Annotated in this window: 13 protein-coding genes; all 13 read left to right on the top strand. The window is 46.5% G+C overall.

Going from position 1 to position 18898, the window contains the following annotated elements:
* The 13 genes from NV381_RS17355 (at window position 1) to NV381_RS17295 (ending at window position 18780) form a co-directional block, all read left to right on the top strand.
* Window positions 1-1833 carry a hypothetical protein gene (locus tag NV381_RS17355; protein ID WP_258214552.1) on the top strand — a complete coding sequence of 611 codons (1833 nt, stop codon included), beginning with the start codon at window positions 1-3 and terminating at the stop codon, window positions 1831-1833.
* Window positions 1830-2954 carry a glycoside hydrolase family 88 protein gene (locus NV381_RS17350; protein ID WP_258214551.1) on the top strand — a complete coding sequence of 375 codons (1125 nt, stop codon included), beginning with the start codon at window positions 1830-1832 and terminating at the stop codon, window positions 2952-2954. The genes NV381_RS17355 and NV381_RS17350 overlap by 4 nt, the downstream gene beginning before the upstream one ends.
* Window positions 2955-3028: 74 nt before the next feature.
* Entirely contained in the window at window positions 3029-4480 is a 1452-nt protein-coding gene (locus NV381_RS17345; protein ID WP_258214550.1) for a sulfatase, read from the top strand.
* A 3-nt stretch (window positions 4481-4483) separates the two neighbouring features.
* Complete coding sequence (locus tag NV381_RS17340; protein ID WP_258214549.1) at window positions 4484-5995, top strand: DUF3604 domain-containing protein; 1512 nt, start codon at window positions 4484-4486, stop codon at window positions 5993-5995.
* 128 nt (window positions 5996-6123) lie between these two features.
* The gene (locus NV381_RS17335) at window positions 6124-7941 is read left to right on the top strand and encodes a cache domain-containing sensor histidine kinase (RefSeq protein ID WP_258214548.1); all 1818 of its coding nucleotides are present in this window, start codon (window positions 6124-6126) and stop codon (window positions 7939-7941) included.
* A complete protein-coding gene (locus NV381_RS17330; RefSeq protein WP_258214547.1) occupies window positions 7934-8713 on the top strand; it encodes a response regulator transcription factor in 780 nt (259 codons plus the stop codon). Before NV381_RS17335 ends, NV381_RS17330 begins: the two co-directional genes overlap by 8 nt.
* A 119-nt stretch (window positions 8714-8832) precedes the next feature.
* The gene (locus tag NV381_RS17325) at window positions 8833-9906 is read left to right on the top strand and encodes an ABC transporter substrate-binding protein (RefSeq protein ID WP_258214546.1); all 1074 of its coding nucleotides are present in this window, start codon (window positions 8833-8835) and stop codon (window positions 9904-9906) included.
* 264 nt (window positions 9907-10170) lie between these two features.
* Window positions 10171-11259 (top strand): ABC transporter ATP-binding protein, encoded by a 1089-nt coding sequence (locus NV381_RS17320; protein ID WP_258214545.1) that lies wholly within the window; start codon window positions 10171-10173, stop codon window positions 11257-11259.
* The gene (locus tag NV381_RS17315) at window positions 11246-12940 is read left to right on the top strand and encodes an ABC transporter permease (RefSeq protein ID WP_258214544.1); all 1695 of its coding nucleotides are present in this window, start codon (window positions 11246-11248) and stop codon (window positions 12938-12940) included. The genes NV381_RS17320 and NV381_RS17315 overlap by 14 nt, the downstream gene beginning before the upstream one ends.
* A 79-nt stretch (window positions 12941-13019) precedes the next feature.
* Window positions 13020-14237 (top strand): extracellular solute-binding protein, encoded by a 1218-nt coding sequence (locus NV381_RS17310; RefSeq protein ID WP_258214543.1) that lies wholly within the window; start codon window positions 13020-13022, stop codon window positions 14235-14237.
* A 24-nt stretch (window positions 14238-14261) separates the two neighbouring features.
* Window positions 14262-15116, top strand: coding sequence for a protein phosphatase 2C domain-containing protein (locus NV381_RS17305; protein WP_258214542.1), 855 nt, complete (start codon window positions 14262-14264; stop codon window positions 15114-15116).
* Window positions 15117-16831: 1715 nt separating this feature from the next.
* Window positions 16832-17545, top strand: coding sequence for an ABC transporter ATP-binding protein (locus tag NV381_RS17300; RefSeq protein WP_308861971.1), 714 nt, complete (start codon window positions 16832-16834; stop codon window positions 17543-17545).
* 14 nt (window positions 17546-17559) lie between these two features.
* Complete coding sequence (locus tag NV381_RS17295; protein ID WP_258214541.1) at window positions 17560-18780, top strand: ABC transporter permease; 1221 nt, start codon at window positions 17560-17562, stop codon at window positions 18778-18780.
* Window positions 18781-18898: the final 118 nt, after the last annotated feature.

The following is an 18898-nucleotide window of genomic DNA, read 5'->3' as shown; positions in this document are numbered from 1 at the left end:
ATGACAGACAATTACTTGTTCCCGCTTTTGCAGCATTGCTGCGATACGCTGATCGATCATCAGGAGCTTGCGGACCCAGCTTGGCAAGGGGGGATTCGTTGTCCGGCATGCCGGACCGTTCATGGACGATGCGGGGATGCGATCTTTCCTTTGTATTACTTGTACATAACGACAGGAAATGTCAAATATTTGACATCCGCCCGGTTGTTAGCCGGTTATATGCGTTCCGTTCAGCAGCCGGATGGGGCCTGGTTGAACGAGTTGGCAGGGGAATGGAAAGGAACGACCGTGTTCCAGCTGCTTTCGTTATGCCATGCTTACGATCTATTGGGCAAGTATGGGGAGCAGACAGAAGCGGATACGTTAAAAGACTTGATTGTTTCTTCCGCGAAATGGGTGTCCCATATATTTGGAAACGGCGGAAAAACAAACGTCAATTACTACCTTACATCGGCTGTGGTTCTCCACTGGGCGAGCATAATTTTATCGATTCCACATTATGCGGAGCAGGCCAGGAAGTTAATCGATCGTTATGGGCTTGCTAATTTGACCGGAGACGGCTTTCTGCTGGGGGAAAAAACGAACCAGCGGCCGTTCAGCCGAGTAACAAGTACAGTGGATATCGGCTATAACATGGATATGAGCTTGGGCGCGATGGCCGAATACGCGATTTTGACCGGAGATAACCATGTCAAGGAAATGACTGTGCATGCGCTGAGAAAGCATATGGAAATGATTTATCCGGACGGGTCCATGGATAATTCCTTCGGCAGCAGGAACTACAAGTGGACCTTGTTCGGAAGCAAGACGGCTCATGGCTGCCAGATGGCCTTTATGATGCTGTGTGACGAGGATCCGGCATTTTACAAAGCAGCAGAACTTAACGCCTCCTATGTATCAGAGAGCATCGGGTCAGGCGGCGGAATGATCGTTTACGGTCCTCATTATAAGAAATTGTTCAGTCAGAGCTGTATTCACTCTACCATCAACAGGGCGGACGCTTTTGCCGTTGCTCTTGCTTATGGGAAAGATCCTACGCAGAAGGATGCCGCAATTCCATCGCAGCATATATTCGGAGTGAGGGAATATGCCTCTCTTGGAGTCCATCATATGAGGACCGATCAATGGATGGGCACCGTGTCGTGCTACCATGTGCATCATGCTCCAACTGGAGGATCAATCAGTTACTTGTGGAACGAGCAAATCGGTCCGGTTCAGATCGGAAGCGTGACGAAATATGAACGGTATGAGCCGTATAATATGCCGGCATTTCCTGCTGGATCAGAAGAACTAACGACTCCAAGAATTGAGGCGGTAAGCCGAGGGATGACTTACAGCAATTTATATGAATACGAGGCTTATGCAGCCTCGTCCGTGAATGAGGGTCGGCCAGAGGTTGAAGTACACGGGCAATTGAAATATGAAGCTGACCGAATCCAGTATGATTGCGGCATTTCTTACAAGATCCGGTACATTTTTTATGATGCCTATGTTGAAAAAATATATGATTTCGACGTCCGGCTGCCATGCGAGCAAATTAGGATCGTTGAACCTATCGTGTCTGGAGCTGATCCCGCGGCATTAGAAATGGGGGAAGAAATTAACATTTCTTCTGATAAAGGGAGCATCATTCAAGTTTCCGGCAGGGGAGCGGGCTTCCATTTGGACCGGGAATCGTTAACGGAGCAAGCTGTGTCCGTGTTTCCGTCTATCCTTGCTGTCCCTCTCAAATGGCGGACAGGCCTGCTCACCCCGGGACAATATTCATTTCGAGTGTCAATTCGGTTAGATGAACCTGGTGTTCATACCATGAAAGGGGAAGTTAAGGAATGAGTGAAGTGTGGATTGAAGAAGCATGGAATAATATTACGGGAAAAATCGGGCTTACGAGTCCTCTGATCGGCTCCGGATTTCCGCATGCCTCCATAGACGGTCGCTATGACAGCACCGAGCCGAACAAATGGACATCCGGTTTCTGGCCGGGATTGCTATGGTTAATGTACCGGGACAACGGCAATGAAAGTCTGCGGCAGCTGGCTGAAAAATGCGAAATGAAGCTGGATACGGCGATTGATGAATTTGAGAAGCTGCATCATGACGTTGGCTTTATGTGGTGCCTAAGCTCGGTGGCCAATTACAAAGTTACTGGCAATGAGCAGTCGAGAAAACGCGCTCTGAAGGTCGCGAGCTGGCTGGCCGGAAGATTTAATATTAAAGGCAAATTCATCAGGGCATGGAACGGTAAGGACTGGGGAGGACTCGAGGAGAATACAGGCTGGGCGATTATCGATTGTACAATGAATCTTAGCCTGCTCTTCTGGGCATCGGAGGTAACCGGTGATCCACGGTTTCGGCATATTGCCATGGAGCATGCCGATACGGTGCTCCGTGAATTTTTAAGACCGGACGGCTCGGTTCATCATATCGTTTGCTTCGATTCGGAGACCGGCGAACGGAAAGATGCCCTTGGCGGACAAGGCTTCAGTCCGCAATCCGCTTGGGCCCGAGGCATTGCATGGGCGGTATACGGCTTGGCTATTTGTTACTCGTATACGAAGGAAGTTAGATATTTGCACGGAAGTCAGCGTGCGGCCCACTTCTTCCTGGCGAATTTACCAGAGGATCTTGTTCCTCCGTGGGATTTTAGACTTCCTGAATTGGAAGGCGCGCCCCGGGATTCTTCCGCTGCCGTTATAGCAGCCGGTGGTATGCTGCTCTTGAGCGAGCAGCTTCCGACTGAGTATGCGGTCATGTACCAATCATCCGCCGAACGTATTCTCAAATCCATAACGAATCATTACACCGTATGGGATTTGCAGAACGAGGCCATCGTGATGCATGCGACAGGCTCCTATCCGACAGGTAAAAACATCGATGTACCGTTGATTTATGGAGACTACTTTTATGTCGAGGCATTGGCTAAACTTCGCGGGCAAACGGGCATGTTCTGGTAAGAGCTATATATTTCAGCAAAGCACTGTTGAGGAAGTATTTTATACAGATCTAATAAGGAGCGGGAGGAATTAAGATGAGAATTATTTATTTGGATATCGATTCTATTAGGCCGGATCATATGGGCTGCTACGGCTATTCCAGGAACACGACGCCTAATTTGGATAAGATCGCATCGCAGGGTGTCCGCTTCAACCATACCTACTGTGCGGCATCCCCATGTGTTCCTTCACGGGCAAGCTTCGTATCGGGCCGATTCGGAATGAACCACGGAGCTTTAACCCACTGGGGTCCAGGCGGTCAATTTCATTATCCGGAAGGCGATTTCCACAGCAAGGAAGTACCTTTCTTTACGAGGTATTTACGCGAGGCTGACTACCGGACGATCACCTTCTCTTCATTCGGAGATCGACATCATGCATGGTGGTATTTCGCCGGCTGGAACGAGGTTCACACGCACACTTTAAAAGGTGGTAATGAGGATGCGCATGAAGTTAATGCGGCCGTCCTTCCCTGGATCAAGCAGAATGGTAAGGAGGACAATTACTTTCTGCATATCCAATATTGGGATCCGCATTCCAAATATACTTATCCGCCGAAATATGCGGAGCAGTTTGCCGATAAACCGGCACCCGACTTTCCTGATGAAGAAACGATACAACGCCATCGCAAGGATAGTCATCCGAGATCGGCGACCTTCCTTCACTGGAGTGATGATTTCAGCAAAATTCCGCAGGAAACGATGCCACTTGAAATCGCCAGCCGTAACGATTACCGCAAGCTGATCGATGGCTTTGACGGAGGCATTTCATACATGGATGCTTGCGTAGGTGAAATAGTGGACGCCTACAGGGAGCTTGGGATTGAGGATGAAATATGCTTCATCATAAGTGCGGATCATGCCGAATCCTTCGGCGAGCAAGGGATCTATCTCGAACATGGCATGGCTACGGAATCGGTTCATCATATCCCGTTGATTGTAAAAATTCCGGGTGTGACCAAGCCTGGTCATGTGAATGATGACCTGATTTACAACGTTGATGTGATGGCCTCAGTTGCTGAGCTGTTAGGGCTAGCAAAGCCGTCAGGCTGGGACGGCAAGTCATTCCTGCCGGCGCTGCGTGGCGAAGAGATGGAAGGACGGGAATATATCGTGCTGGAGCATGGCTTGTACGCTTGTCAGAGAGCTGTGCGCGATCAACGGTGGTATTATATCCGCACGTATCATGAGGGGATGTACGAATTCGATGAGGTCGTGCTTTATGATTTGCAGAACGATCCCAATCAAACCGTTAGTGTAGCCGAAGAGTATCCGGAGATCATCCAATTGATGGAGGAGCGCTTGGAACGCTGGGTGACGGAGAACTTGAACAAAACCGGACGGACAATTGATCCGATGCAGGAAATTATCCGGACGGGCGGACCTTTCCGTTATATGCTGCCGGAGCAATGGGTAGGAAGGCTGGAAAGAGCAGGGTGGAACAAGCAAGCAGATGCATTAAAAATGAAATATTCGGGGAGAGAATAACATATGAACATTTATTGGGGAGATATTCACAATCATTGCGGAATTAGCTACGGTTACGGCAGCTTGGAAAATGCTCTGAAAGCGGCGCGGGGGCAGCTTGATTTCGTCTCCATTATTGGGCATGCTTCATGGCACGATATGCCTGAAAGAAGTCAGGAGCTTGAATTCCTTATCGACTTTCATGAAAAGGGCTTTGCCAAGCTGGCTTCGCGTTGGGAGCAAATTTTGGAGACGGTAAAAAAAGCGAACGTCCCCCATGAATTTGTCACGTTTCAGGGATATGAGGCGCATTCCAGCGAATACGGCGATCATCATATTCTGTGCAAGGAAGATGATATGCCATTGTTTCAAGGTATTTCGCCTTATGAGGTTGTAAATGCTCTTAAGCCGAGGGAAGTCATTGCCGTTCCCCATCATGTCGGTTATACACCGGGATACCGCGGGGGCAATTGGGATACATTCGACTCCACAATCAGCCCGATTGTCGAAGTATATTCCAAGCATGGCTGCGGAATGTCAGATGACAGCACCCACCCTTATTTACACGATATGGGTCCAAGGGATTCGCGGAGCACGGTGCTTGCCGGAATCCGTAAGGGACTTCGTTTTGGATTTGTCGGTTCTACGGATCATCACGCAGGATACCCAGGATCATACGGCGATGGGCGACTGGCGGTTCTTTCTAAGGAGAAAACGCGCGATTCCATATGGGAAGCTATGACAGCGCGCCGCACCTACGCGGTGACGGGCGATAAAATACAATGCGGCTTTCAAATTAACGGTGCCGATATGGGCAGCGAGATTCAAGCAGCAGGCAATCGGGAAGTCCGTTTGGATGTGAAGGGCTGTGACCGTCTTGATAAAGTCGTTGTTTATAAAAACTTTCAGCCTTGGCAGACGATTACCGGTGAATCGCTGCGTACGAGATGCAATCCATCTGCCGGCAAATTTAAGGTACGCGTAGAAATGGGCTGGGGTGACTCCAAGGATGGCTACTTTTGGGAAGGGGCAGCCAACATACAAGGAGGTATTATGGAATCTGTGGAACCATGCTTTAGAGGGCGCAGCGTGCTGGCTCCGACTCCCGAGATGAAGGATAACCCGGATCTTAATGAGCTGCATAACGAGCTGCTTGAGCAAACGGAAACGAAGGTTTCGTGGACATGCACGACCTTTAAAAATCCGACAACGTTGCATTCCCATACGGCTGCCTTGATTTTTGAAATTAATGGAGATAGCTCTACTGTCATTGATGTAACACTGAACGGGAAGCAGCTATCCGCAACGATTGGCGAGCTCCTGCAGGGAAGCCGCAGCGTTCATCTAAAAGCTCATAACTCGGAGGCGATTTTATTCCACCGTGCCGTTCCTGAGTATGAGTACAGCTTTAGCGAAGTGTGGACGGATACGGATGCTGAAGCTTCGGCTTCTGGGTGTGACGTTTATCATGCTGAGATTCGCCAAACGAATAATCAATTTGCCTGGATTTCACCGATTTATGTGCTGACACCTTAAAGAAAGCTAACGACCACAATCCGACTAACCCTCGTATTGTGGTTTTGTGGTTTTCATATCCCCGTACAGACTCCTACTTGACGTTTTCCGCAGCGGGGCTTAATGTGTGAGGTAAGAGGGGGGAGAGCATGAAGGGCTTGCTTCGCAGGTTACAACGATTTTTTTTCGGCATCAATTTGCAAAATAAGTTTATTGGTTTGTTTCTCCCTCTGGTTGTCATACCGTTATCGTTGCTTGGCACATTTTCGTATTATAAGTCATCGGAGGTCGTGTTAAATCAAGTTTGTCAGACGATATTAGAAAATTTATCCCAGGTTAACTATAGCCTGAATTATTTTGTTAAGGATATTGAGCAGCTCACCATGTACATCTACAGCAACCGTGAAATCCAGGATGTTTTATCCAAAGATAAAAACCGTTCTCTCGCAGAAAAACAGCAAGACCGGAAAAAAATGCAAGACATTCTGGATTCGCTGCTCGGATTTAAAAACTGGGATATCTCCATTTACCTAATGGGTGAAAACGGTGACAGATATTTTACAAGCGATTTGCTCCCCTCCCAATATGATGAATTCAATGTGAACTGGGGGCTGTTCCGTAGAATGCGGCTCGGCGGTGGCAATGTAGTTTGGGATACGCATTACAACATGAAGAAGACTGATGACTTTGGGATTGTGTTGAGCAGCGGAAGACTATTAAAGAAAATTGATACCAATCAACCGATCGGATATGCTGCCATCGATATTATGGAATCCGCGTTAGCCGATAAGTACAACAAAGCCCATCTGGAGAACGGAGGGCAGGTGCTGCTGCTGGACCGCAACGGTTACGTTATTTCAAGCACGCCGTACAAGCACCAGATTGGCACCAAGCTCGATGCCCCGTATGTAGAACAAGTGTTGAAGGGGATAAAGGGGTACTTTAAGCTAACGCTTGAAGATGGAGCCGATGGAATGGTTGTTTATGATACATCTGAATTAACCGGGTTTAAGCTAATCAGCATCGTGCCGGTTACCTCCCTTAGCAAAGCCAGCTTGAGTATCCGAAATTTGACGCTCTTCGGCATCAGCCTGGGATTCATCATCTCCTGCTGGCTGGCCTATATATTGGCTTTGAACATTACCAAACCTTTACGTAAACTTAGATGGCTTATGTTTGAAGTTGAAAGTGGCAATCTTAATGTGGCCTTTTCGTCAAAATACAGGGATGAGGTTGGACAGCTGGGGCTCAGCTTTAATGCAATGGTATTGCAAATCAAACAGCTCATAGACGAGGTGTATAAAAAGCAGCTGATGGTCCAGGAGGCCGAAATAAAAGCGATTCAAGCCCAGTTTAATCCCCATTTTTTATACAATGCGCTTGACTCTATTAATTGGATGGCACGGATTCATAAGCTGGATAATATAAGCAAGACAGCCATTTCACTTGGGGAGCTGCTGCGGTTCAGTATACGTAAGGGCAATCCTTTTATCCCGATTCGTGAGGATATTCAACAGATTCATAATTTCTTGTTTATTCTAAAAATGCGGTACGGTGATAAATTTGACGCCGACATCGAAATGGAAGACGGAATTGAGCAATTGTACACCTTGAAGCTGCTGTTTCAGCCTATTGTGGAAAATGCGGTTACCCACGGGTTAGAGATGAAGCTCGGAAAAGGACTGCTGCAAATCAAAGGCACAAGAGCAGCCTCAAGAATTCGGTTTGAAATTAGGGATAATGGTGTGGGTATGGTGCCTGAGGTGGTAGAGCATATTAGAAGCGGTCAATTTTTGACAAGTTCAAGCGAGAAAACGGGAATAGGCCTTGAAAATCTGCGAAAGCGGCTGGAGCTATACTTTGGCAATGATTTTTGCTTTGATATTGAGAGCGTTTACGGTGAGGGAACAACAGTCATTGTTGAGATTCCCGTCATGACGCAGGCTGGAGGAGAGCGGCTTGTTTAACCTTTTTATAGTGGAAGATGAATGGCTTGTTCGCGAGGGACTGAAGCAAACGATCCCTTGGGATGAAGTGAATTGCCAAATTATCGGGGAAGCGAGCGATGGTTTGCATGCACTTGAGCTGCTTCAATCCCATGCTCCGGATATTTTATTAACCGATATTCGGATGCCGGCGATGAACGGTATTGAGCTGGCTGAGCAGGCCGTCAAGCTGTACCCCCATCTAAAAATTGTTTTTTTAACAGGGTTTGATGATTTTAGCTATGCTCAAAAAGCGGTCAAATTGGGGGCGGCGGACTTTGTACTGAAGCCAACGAATCCCGAAGAGCTTGTCCAGGTGTTTACAAGGATTACGAACCAGCTGGTCGGGGAACGGAAGGTGCTTGCCGAGGCGGGGGAGTGGAACCGGATTCACAAAAGCGTATTGGAAAGCAGGGAGAACAGCGGGTTTAAGGAGATTGAGCAGTTCATTAAAGAAAAATATGGCGAGGATATTACTCTTCAAAGCATGGCCGATCGTTATAACATGAGCGAAAGCTATTTCAGCAGATTGTTCAAGAAACAAATAGGTGTAAGCTTTATGGATTATTTGACCGATCTTCGGGTAAATCACGCCAAGGAGCTGTTGTTAAATCCCCGCCTCAAAATATATCAAATCGCTATTCAAGTAGGTTACCAGGATTCCCGTTACTTCAGCCAGGTGTTTCGGAAATACACTGGAGAAACGCCAACAGAGTTTCGAAAACGATACGGCATTGAGGTTCTTCCGCTGTAAAGCGGATTTTTTTGTGCAAAAATTTTAACAAAAATGAAATTCTGTCGCATTGAAAGCGCTTCAAATGAGCTGTAGTATTACAAATATAATAAACAATGCAAGTAGAGAGGGGTATAAACATGAGAAAATCCGTTTCAACGATTTTAACGGCCTTACTGCTATCGGTATCTTTAGTTGGCTGTGGAGGGCAGCAGGCCGCTACGGACAAAAAGCCGGAGACACCGGCAAGTCCCAATGCATCCCAACAACAGCCAGCGCCTAAAAAGGGAGGCAAACTGACGCTTTATTCGCCAAATGCAGCGGAAGTGAACAATCCGATTGTGAAAGAATTTCAAGATCGTACCGGTATAGAGGTGCAGTTGATTTCTGGTGGTACCGGCGATTTGCTCAAACGGGTTCAGGCTGAGGCGGCCAATCCGCTTGGTGATGTATTCTGGGCAGGCGGCGCGGATTCTTTGGAAGCCTACAAGAAATATTTTGAGCCATACAAAACTAAGGAATTCGATAACTTGTCACCGCAGTACGTGGATAAGAATAATATATGGACTCCATTTGCCGCTCTGCCGATGATTATTATGTACAACAAGGATTTGGTAAAGCAAGGCGAAGAACCTAAGAGCTGGAACGATCTGCTGGATGCCAAATGGAAGGGTAAAATCGCGTTTGCAGACCCGGCTAAATCCGGCTCATCCTATACGCAATTAGTGACTATATTGACCGCTTATGGCAAGGAAGACAAGGGTTGGGACTTCGTTAAGAAATTTGTGACTAACTTGGATGGTAAAATTCTTTCCGGGTCGGGTCTTGTTTATAAGGGCGTAGCGGAAAAAGAATTTGCTTTGGGCGTGACGTTGGAGGAAGCAGCGCTTCGATATGTTGAGGGCGGTGCAAAGGTTGGCATCATTTACCCATCAGAGGGCACCTCGGCCGTACCGGATGGAGCAGCGGTAATCAAAGGCGCTAAAAACATGGATCAAGCCAAGCAATTCATCGACTTCCTTGTTGGCAAGGATGTTCAGGCTCTAATTCAGAAGGAATTCAAACGCCGTTCCGTTCGCAAGGACGCTGAAACCGTACAAGGAGTGGCACAAACGAAAGACATCAAACTGGTTGATTACGATTTCGATTTTGCAGCAACCAAAAAAGACGATATCATCAAGCGCTTCGGTAAAATCGTAACAGGTCAAGAATAAAGAACGCTAAACCCAAGCGGTGCCTTACTTTAAGTGCGAGTTTAAAAAGTCAGCTTTTCAGCACTGAGAAGGTTGCGAGAACCCGTAGAAGAGGAGCAGAGTGCAGGCAAAACCTGCATGAGCACCGGACTTCGAGGGTAACGCAGCATTCGATGCCGAATAGGCTTCCTGAGTTACTTTGTGATCAAAAGGGGACTTTTTGAACAACCTCTTCAAGCTAAGGCATCCTTTTTTTCAAGCAAGCAACGAATTGGAGGAACGAATATGCAAAAGATTGTTTTTGACCATGTGACCAAATATTTTGGCGGGCACCGTGCTGTGAATGATGCTCACTTTACGATAGAGGAAGGGGAATTTTTCACCTTGCTGGGACCGAGCGGATGCGGCAAAACGACGCTGCTTCGTGCGATTGCCGGTTTTTATCGCCAGGAGGAAGGAAGCATCTACTTCGGAGCTCAGAAGATCAACGATGTCCCGACCCATGAGCGCAATATTGGCATGGTGTTTCAGAACTACGCGATCTTCCCGCACATGACCGTATACGAGAATGTATGCTATGGGCTTAAAGCACGCAGCGTTCCGAAGAAGGAGATGGAGCAGCGGGCGATGGAAGCGCTTGAGCTTGTAGAGCTGACGCATCTGCGGGACCGCGTCCCGTCGGATATGAGCGGTGGCCAACAGCAGCGGATTGCGCTGGCTCGTGCCATAGTCATCCGTCCAGGGTTGCTGCTGATGGATGAACCGCTGTCCAATCTGGACGCCAAGCTGCGGATCAAGATGCGTTCGGATATTCGCCGATTGCAAAAGGAGCTTAATATCACCACGATCTATGTGACACATGATCAGGAGGAGGCGCTGGCTGTATCAGACCGGATTGCGGTTATGAGCGAGGGGCAAATCCAGCAAATTGCTTCACCTCAAGATATTTATGCTTATCCCGAGAACCAGTTTGTTGCCAATTTTATTGGAACCTCCAACTTCCTGGAAGGAGAGTGTATGGCTAACGGTGAAGCAGCGACGATCCGTTTGCTGGGAGGGGAATTCCATTTACGGACTAATAAAGCTTATCAAGGCAAAGTGATTTTTGCGCTTCGTCCCGAGAGAATCAAGCTTCAAGCCCAACCATTTGAAAATACGCTTGTGGGCCACATTGAAAGTGTTACATTTCTTGGAGAAAAAGCGAGCTACTTGATCCGTTTAGCTGAAGGTATGTTAATCGATGTACAGGAGCATGCTATCGAACCGCAATCTTTAAGGAAAGAGAAGGATCGGATCTTCGTAAATCTCCAGCTGGAGAAAACGACCATGTTTGACCAGAGCGGGAAGGAGGTCCTGTATCGTGCATCCTTCTAGTGTTACACCGAATGCAGGACGGTTCTCATCAGGTCTTAAGCTTCGGTTAAAAGGCTGGGATTTCTGGACATGGGTTACAGTAGTTGTGTATGTTTTTATGTTTGCTTTCATCGTATACCCTTTGTTTTCGCTGCTATTCAATAGTTTTTTCAATGACAAGGGCTTGTTTTCCCTTGAGAATTATGCCAATTTCATCAAGCTGAAATATTTTTACAGCGCCTTATGGAATAGCTTGAAGGTATCATTTTTCACTACCATTTTTGCCATACTTATCGGTGTTCCGCTAGCCTATGTGAATGCCCGTTATAATATCAAATGCAAGGGACTCATTCAGATCATGGTCATTATGTCCCTGCTGTCCCCGCCGTTTATAGGTGCTTATTCGTGGATATTAATGCTCGGGAACAACGGGTTTCTGACCAATTTTCTGCACAGCCTTGGCATCCCGTTCTCCTCTGTTTATGGGTGGAAGGGCATCGTATTCGTTTTTACACTGCAGTTTTACCCTCATATCTTTTTATATGTGACAGGTGCTTTGAAAACAATCGACACCTCGCTTGAGGAAGCTGCGGAAAGCCTGGGACGCTCAAGCTTTCACAGGCTGCGGACTGTAACGCTGCCGCTTATTTTCCCTACACTTTCCGCAGGCGCGTTAATGGTTTTTATGGCGGCATTTGCCGATTTCGGCACACCGATGCTGCTCGGGCAAGGGTTTAAAGTACTGCCTATTCTTGCCTATGAACAGTTTATTAGTGAAATGGGCGGAAACCCTGCCATGGCGAGCACGCTTAGTGTCATTTTAATCGTATGCTCGACGGCAATTTTGTTTTTGCAGCGTTATTTTGTGTCCAGAAAAAATTACAATACAAGCGGGATGCGGACGCCCAAAATCAAACAATTGAAGCCGCTGCCGAAATTTTTATTTACTGCTGCCGCATTGTTTGTGGCTTGCGTGTCTATGATACCGCAGGCGACAGTCATCGTAACTTCTTTTATCAAAACAAAGGGGCCGGTTTTTCAATCAGGCTTCAGCTTGGGCAGCTACAAAGAAATTTTATTCCGTGTGCCTAAAGCTATCGCTAATACTTACACCTTCTCCTTGATCTCCATAGTTATTATGATTGTAATGGGAATGCTGATTGCTTATGTACTGGTTAGACGTAAATCGAAGGTTACGGCTATGCTGGATGGATTGCTCATGATCCCCTATGTCATGCCGGGTACCGTGCTCGGGATAAGTCTTATCATTGCTTTCAACAACCCGCCGTTTGTTCTAACCGGTACATGGGTTATTCTGGTTATTGCTTATGTCGTGCGAAAGCTGCCTTATACGATTCGTTCGAGTACGGCGATTTTGCATCAGCTTGACCGAAGCGTAGAAGAGGCCTCGATAAGTCTCGGCGTTCCACCAATGAAAACCTTTTTCAAGACAACAGGTCGTTTAATGGCGCCTGGCGTGCTCTCCGGGGCGATTCTTAGCTGGGTTACAACGATCAATGAGCTAAGCTCCACCGTCGTTTTGTACTATGGAGCAACGGCAACGATCTCAGTGACGATTTATAGTGAAGTATTTACATCCAACTATGGCACTGGAGCGGCACTAGCCTCTATGCTGTCGCTAAGCACGTTGATTTCACTTTTGATTGCTAACAAGTTAAGTAAAAAAGGGCTGCAGCTGTAAGCTGTAATACATCGATGCTTCCGCGCTCGAACCGTGCTACAATGAGGCGTAAGAATGCTGGAAACATGGAGGATAAATCGTGAGGAAACAGCAGCTGCTGCTAGCCATAGCTATCATGTTAACCTTTGTATGCGCAGGGGCAGGTTACTATTTATGGTATAGCCCTCAGGACAAAGCTTCCCCCCGCAAAGATATAGAAATTGTTACGCTTACCATATGGGTTTACAGCAAAGAATGGAGCCTGCTTCTTGCCGATTTTCAGCGGAAGCATCCGCAAATCAGTATGGATATCCGAACTTTTCGATCCAGCGAACAGCTAATGAATGAATTGGTCGCAGCCGTATCGGCGAATACAGGCCCTCAGCTGGCTGAGGTTCACAGCTTTTACGGGATAACTCAGCTGGCTGATAGCGAGGCGATCGTTCCTTTGGAGAATTGGGTAGACTCCAGTCTCATGGTACCTGCCTTTTCCACCCCGTTTCAGTACAAAGAGCATCAATGGGCTGTCCCGCTGGGCGGGAGTTTGCCGGTTCTTTTCTACAAAGAAGATTTGTCCAAACGTGAAGTGCTTGAGCCCAAGGTTTTCACAGGATGGGATGAGGTCATAGAGGCTGCCGAGCGAATGATCAAGGATTCAGGGAGTGGGGCGGAGGAAAAAAACGGACTTGCCGTAGATACAGAGCTTCCATGGTTCTTCGAAAATTTATATTATAACCCTGCTGACCAAAAGGAATGGGAAACGGCAGGACCGGCCTTAGCATTGTGGGAAGATTGGGTACATGGCAGAAAAGTAATGGAGCCGCTTAATCATCATATGGCTGCCAGTAAGTTTATAAACGGGAAAATCGGTTTTTTCTTATCCTCGTCCGATAAGCTGCCCATTGTTGAACGTTATGTCGGCGGTAAATTTGTATTTCGAATGAGTGATTTTCCTCCTCTAACAGGGCAAGGGATTGTTCCCAAAGTTGACGGGATGGTTGTCCTCAAGTCAGACAGTATAAAAGAAAAGGCAGAGCAAGCGTTCATCCGCTATATGATGGAAGATCAAACCCAAATGAATATATGGAAAAATATGGGTATTATCCCAGCGAGAATTGAGGCCATTGGAAAATTACTACAAGGCAACTTAGACCCTCAAAGAAAAAGACTGCTGGACCCTGCTTTGTTGTTGCTGGCAAAGCTCCCTTCTTCCGAGGATGTTATCCGCTGGAAAAAGAGGAATGAGGTATTGGAGCAATTGGAATTGTTGCCTGGCGTCCCTATAACAGAGTGGAAGAAAAAAATGGTTATTCCATAAAGTCGTAAGAAAGGAACATAACATATGAACATTGATACGATCTCCATTAAAGGCAGCGGAGAATGGAATGAAGATGCGTTGGTTATGAATGAGAGTTTGCATATTTATGGAGTATTGGATGGAGCCACATCGATTCATCCTTACCGGGGGCCGAACCAGGAAACCGGCGGGTACTTGGCTTCCGCTTGTATAAAGCATTATCTGGAGGATTTGCGAGCGGAGGAAGTTGACAGCACTACTTTGAAGCAAGTGGTCATTCAGGCTAACAAGCGATTAAGGGATAAAATGGTGGAGGCGGGAGTAAACATTGCCGACAAGGTTTCTTTGTGGACGAGTGCGCTAGCCCTGATCCGTGTCCACGATTATAGTGTGGATTATGCCCAAGTCGGAGATTGTATGATCGCGGCTGTTTATGAAGATAAGAGCGTTCGGGTTGTATCGCGAGATCAGGTGGCGCATATTGACCTGGAATCCAAGCGAATTTGGGAGGAGGGCATTCGTAACGGCATTACGAGTCGCGAACAGCTTTGGGAAATGGTAAAGCCCGTTATTATAAAGAACAAATCCCGGATGAATACGATTAGCGGATATTCGGTATTGAGCGGTGAGCCGGAGCTGGCCGATTTGGTCGAGTACGGCACTCTCAATCGTATTAACCTAAAAGCAATGCTTATGGTGACCGATGGATTATTTCATCCTGTAGAGCGCGGAAGCAATGATTCAGGAGGGTTGGAAAGATTGGTTCAGGCGGTTATGGAAAAATCATTATCCTCGTATGCGGATTGGTTAATATCGTTAGAGGTTGAGGACTCTAACTGCCAGAAATACCCTCGCTTTAAAGTGTCGGACGATAAGACGGCAGTGTGGATACAATTTTAAAAATGGATGACTAAGGGCGGATCAAATGGAGTTATCATTTGTCTGTCCTTTTTAACAAAATTTATACGTTTTGGGGCTGTCCCAAAAGACATTTCTGGATTTTCGAACTTCCACTCTGATGGGAATTTCCTTACAAAAAAGACGCTTACATCCCCACTTGCATAGTGGTTTTGGAGGCGTCTTTGTACTTGGTTTGGGACTGCTTCATTCACTTTCTAGAGCGCAGGGGAAGTCTCTCTTGCGGGGGTGCTGGTGGGGGGGACATGATGAACACTTTCATCTATCCTGTGCGATGTCTTTGGATCCATCTAACATGAATTCCGCTGACTAACGGAACGTCAATGCTCTATTGGTCGGAAACCCATCTCATTTCATGAAGTCGCGGAACTACGATACGTTATTCCGACTTTAATAGACTGAAATGCCATATTTTAACGCAAATAAGGGATCATAGTTCCGCTTCACTCGAATAATATCGTTAAAACAATGAAATAGCGCACCTCACTTCCGTCTAAGCAAATGATTGGTAGCTCACAGGCAGCGCTAAAAGGGAAAAGGGCTATGAATACCGGATCGAAAACCGAACCGGTTAGGTAAGAAAGAAGGGGCAGGCAGCACAGCGTAGAACTATTAGAAAAGTAAGTTTGAACGGTAGCTTCACCTTTTTAATATTGCGTACGCTTCTCGGTCAAGTCCAGTGCTGGCATTCCAGAAGTTAAGAAATGCCTTAACGGATTTAAAGTTCCGTTATTCAATCCGTTTCGTCAAATTCGAGACGATAGCGGAAGCAACAGTTCCTTTATTTGGGGAAATGCAGGCATTATACCTGCAAAAAGAAGAGATAACGGAAAGAAGTGTTACTCTATTTCACCGTTTTTGTGCTTTCAATTGAAATAACGGAATGATCACTTCCGCTATTATCTTGAACCGCGGGTGCAGCAACTATGTTCAGGTCACAGCGAGACTCTATATTGGTATTCATCCCAATTAACTTTTACAGAAGTGCATATCCAATAAGCAGTGGGTCATAAATCCAGAGGTGATGCCGCAGTGTAGGTGTGTAGCGGATTCAAGCAACTATGTTCAGGTCACAGCGAGACCCCTTATTGGTATTCATCCCAATTAACTTTTACAGAAGTGAATATCCAATATGCAGTGAGTCATAAATCCAGGGTGATCCCGCAGTGTAGGTGTGTAGCGGATGCAAGCAACTATGCTCAGGTCACAGCGAGACCCCTTATTGGTATTCATCCCAATTAACTTTTACAGAAGTGCATATCCAATAAGCAGTGAGTCATAATCCAGAGGTGATGCCGCTGTGTAGGTGTGTAGCGGATGCAAGCAACTATGTTCAGGTCACAGCGAGACTCTATATTGGTATTCATCCCAATTAACTTTTACAGAAGTGCATATCCAATAAGCAGTGGAGTCATAAATTCAGGGTGATGCCGCAGTGTAGGTGTGTAGCTATAGAGGAGAGATACCGTAATCCGATCTGCATCGATCCGTATCCTACACCCCCATCCCATTCCCGGGCACAAACGTAAATTGTACATAGAGACACCCTAGCCGTTCACACTTGCCGCGAATGAGCAAAAGATGATTTATTTGGTATTGTGTTTTATAATTCGATAAGAGAGCATTGCTATTCCATACTAACTATCACGACCATCGCTTAGAGTCATTGCATATAAAGGAAGGAAAAGTGAGCACAAGTGATAGAGGAACGATTAGAGGTTTTAAAAGTACATATTGAGCAAGCCGGATATGAAGGACAGGCCGATGTTATCAAACAGATTAATTTTGATGTGCGGCAAGGCGAGCTTGTTGGACTGCTGGGACCTAACGGTGCTGGGAAGAGTACAACGATCAAGAGTATTCTAGGCTTGCTGAAGGATTTTAAAGGAGAGATTTCCTTTTATGGTGAACGGAGGAGCTACGCGTATATTCCTGAGCATCCGATTCTTTATGACGAGCTGACGTTATGGGAGCATATGGAGTTTGCGGCTGCTGTTTATGAGCTGGATAGAACCGTTTTTCTGGATAGAGCGGATGATTTATTGCGCCGTTTTAGGCTTTTGGATGAAAAACATCATTTGCCCGGAAAATTCTCCAAAGGAATGCAGCAGAAAATAATGCTAATTCTCGGATTTCTTAACAAGCCGGATGTGTACATCGTGGACGAGCCTTTCATAGGGTTAGATCCTAAAGCCATTAAGGATTTTCTTGGTATGCTGGATGAGGAACGCAAGCGAGGTGCGGGCATTCTGATGAGTACCCATGTGCTGGATACAGCCGAACGAATTTGTACCTCTTTCGTGCTTCTCTCGGGTGGCAGGCTGGTAGCTAACGGTACGCTGCAGGACATTCAAAAGCAGTGCGGCATGCCGGACGCTCCCTTATTCGATTGCTTTCATTCCTTATTATGATGGGGGGCGGCACATTGAAGAGCAGCCGGCAGCTTTTTATTCGACGAGTTTTTTCCGATTGGGGTTATCAGTACAGAGCGCTGCGAACAGCAGTGGATTGGATTATAGCTTTATATTTTGTAATCCCCTTGCTGCTTGTAGTAGGCTATCAATATTATTCGTTGTGGCAGCTTCAGCCTGCATGGTTTAGTTGGATTCCTTTACCTGTTGTTGCTGCAATATTCTATTTATTTGCTTGGCTAGGGACCATTCGTTACTTTGTGGAGGAAGGGGATCAGCTGTTCCTAAGGCAGAATGAAAGCTGGTTTAAACATCTGATGGTTCTCGGATGGAGATACTCACTTATTTTACAGGGTGCTACTACTCTACTGCTAATGATCGTATTCCTTCCTTTATTGGTTCGAACCTTTAATTTTACTGCGGCACAGGTTACATGCCTGTTTATTTTTACTTATCTGTTAAAAATAAACTTGGGACTGGCTCGCCAGTTGCTCGCACTTCACTTGTACGGAATCGTTCTTTGGCTGGTACGAGTTGCGCTGTTTGCAGGGGTTTTCTTCTTGTACCAAGCTCCTGTCACTCATCTGAGTAATACGTTTGTTTATAGCTGGATTGGTATTGCGCTATTACTGGTTCTGCTTGTGTTCTTGAGTAAACTCCGGCTGCGGCAGAAGGGGGCTTTCTTCGCCGATATCGCTCGCGAGAGGGATTCGCGGATGAGAATCGTATCTATCATGTTGATACAGGTTTCAGAGAGGAAACGCAGACCGGCCCGCAAACGTCCAATTATGTTCGGAAAATCTCAGCGGCTGTTCCGCGGCACAGGAGCGAGCAGCGGGTTATCCGATTTCCTGACCAAATCTTTCTTTCGTAATGGTACACAATGGAAGTTAACTATTCAGTTTGTACTTGTGATGGGTCTCGGTTTGTTTTTCTTGCCAGAACCGCTCAAAATCATCGTCTGGATAGCCGCGGCATGCCTGCTGGCCTATTGGAGAAAGCTGTTCTGCAAGGAAGAATTATCTGCACCATTTCTTAAGCTGTTTGATATACAAGATAATGCCAAACATCAAGCACTCCAAGCAGCGCTGCCTGTTCTGGTACTGCCGGCTCTTCTATTAATTAGTCTATGTGTGGGCATTTCTTTCTTCACCTGGTGGGGACCTCTATTGATGCTGGGAGCTGCGATTCCTTTGGCTTACGGTGCATCGTCAGTCTTCACAAGCTGGTATTGAATTTAATCATAAAACGGGGCTATGGCAGCCTAGTGAACCCTAGGTAAATATCAGGAAAATGTCATGTTAATTATACCGAAAAATAGCGTTCCTGGCCCTATAGCTGGAATTTCTCATG

Origin of the sequence: Paenibacillus radicis (ex Xue et al. 2023), from assembly GCF_024722015.1 — a bacterium.
In the GTDB taxonomy this organism is placed as follows: domain Bacteria; phylum Bacillota; class Bacilli; order Paenibacillales; family NBRC-103111; genus Paenibacillus_S.
This window is presented reverse-complemented; position numbering and strand designations above follow the sequence as displayed.

What these genes read in the sequence shown, in the direction of transcription:
- NV381_RS17345 (WP_258214550.1), top strand. Translation starts at nt 3,029, where the DNA reads ATGAGAATTATTTATTTGGATATCGATTCTATTAGGCCGGATCATATG.
- NV381_RS17340 (WP_258214549.1), top strand. Translation starts at nt 4,484, where the DNA reads ATGAACATTTATTGGGGAGATATTCACAATCATTGCGGAATTAGCTAC.
- NV381_RS17320 (WP_258214545.1), top strand. Translation starts at nt 10,171, where the DNA reads ATGCAAAAGATTGTTTTTGACCATGTGACCAAATATTTTGGCGGGCAC.
- NV381_RS17325 (WP_258214546.1), top strand. Translation starts at nt 8,833, where the DNA reads ATGAGAAAATCCGTTTCAACGATTTTAACGGCCTTACTGCTATCGGTA.
- NV381_RS17305 (WP_258214542.1), top strand. Translation starts at nt 14,262, where the DNA reads ATGAACATTGATACGATCTCCATTAAAGGCAGCGGAGAATGGAATGAA.
- NV381_RS17350 (WP_258214551.1), top strand. Translation starts at nt 1,830, where the DNA reads ATGAGTGAAGTGTGGATTGAAGAAGCATGGAATAATATTACGGGAAAA.
- NV381_RS17355 (WP_258214552.1), top strand. Translation starts at nt 1, where the DNA reads ATGACAGACAATTACTTGTTCCCGCTTTTGCAGCATTGCTGCGATACG.
- NV381_RS17335 (WP_258214548.1), top strand. Translation starts at nt 6,124, where the DNA reads ATGAAGGGCTTGCTTCGCAGGTTACAACGATTTTTTTTCGGCATCAAT.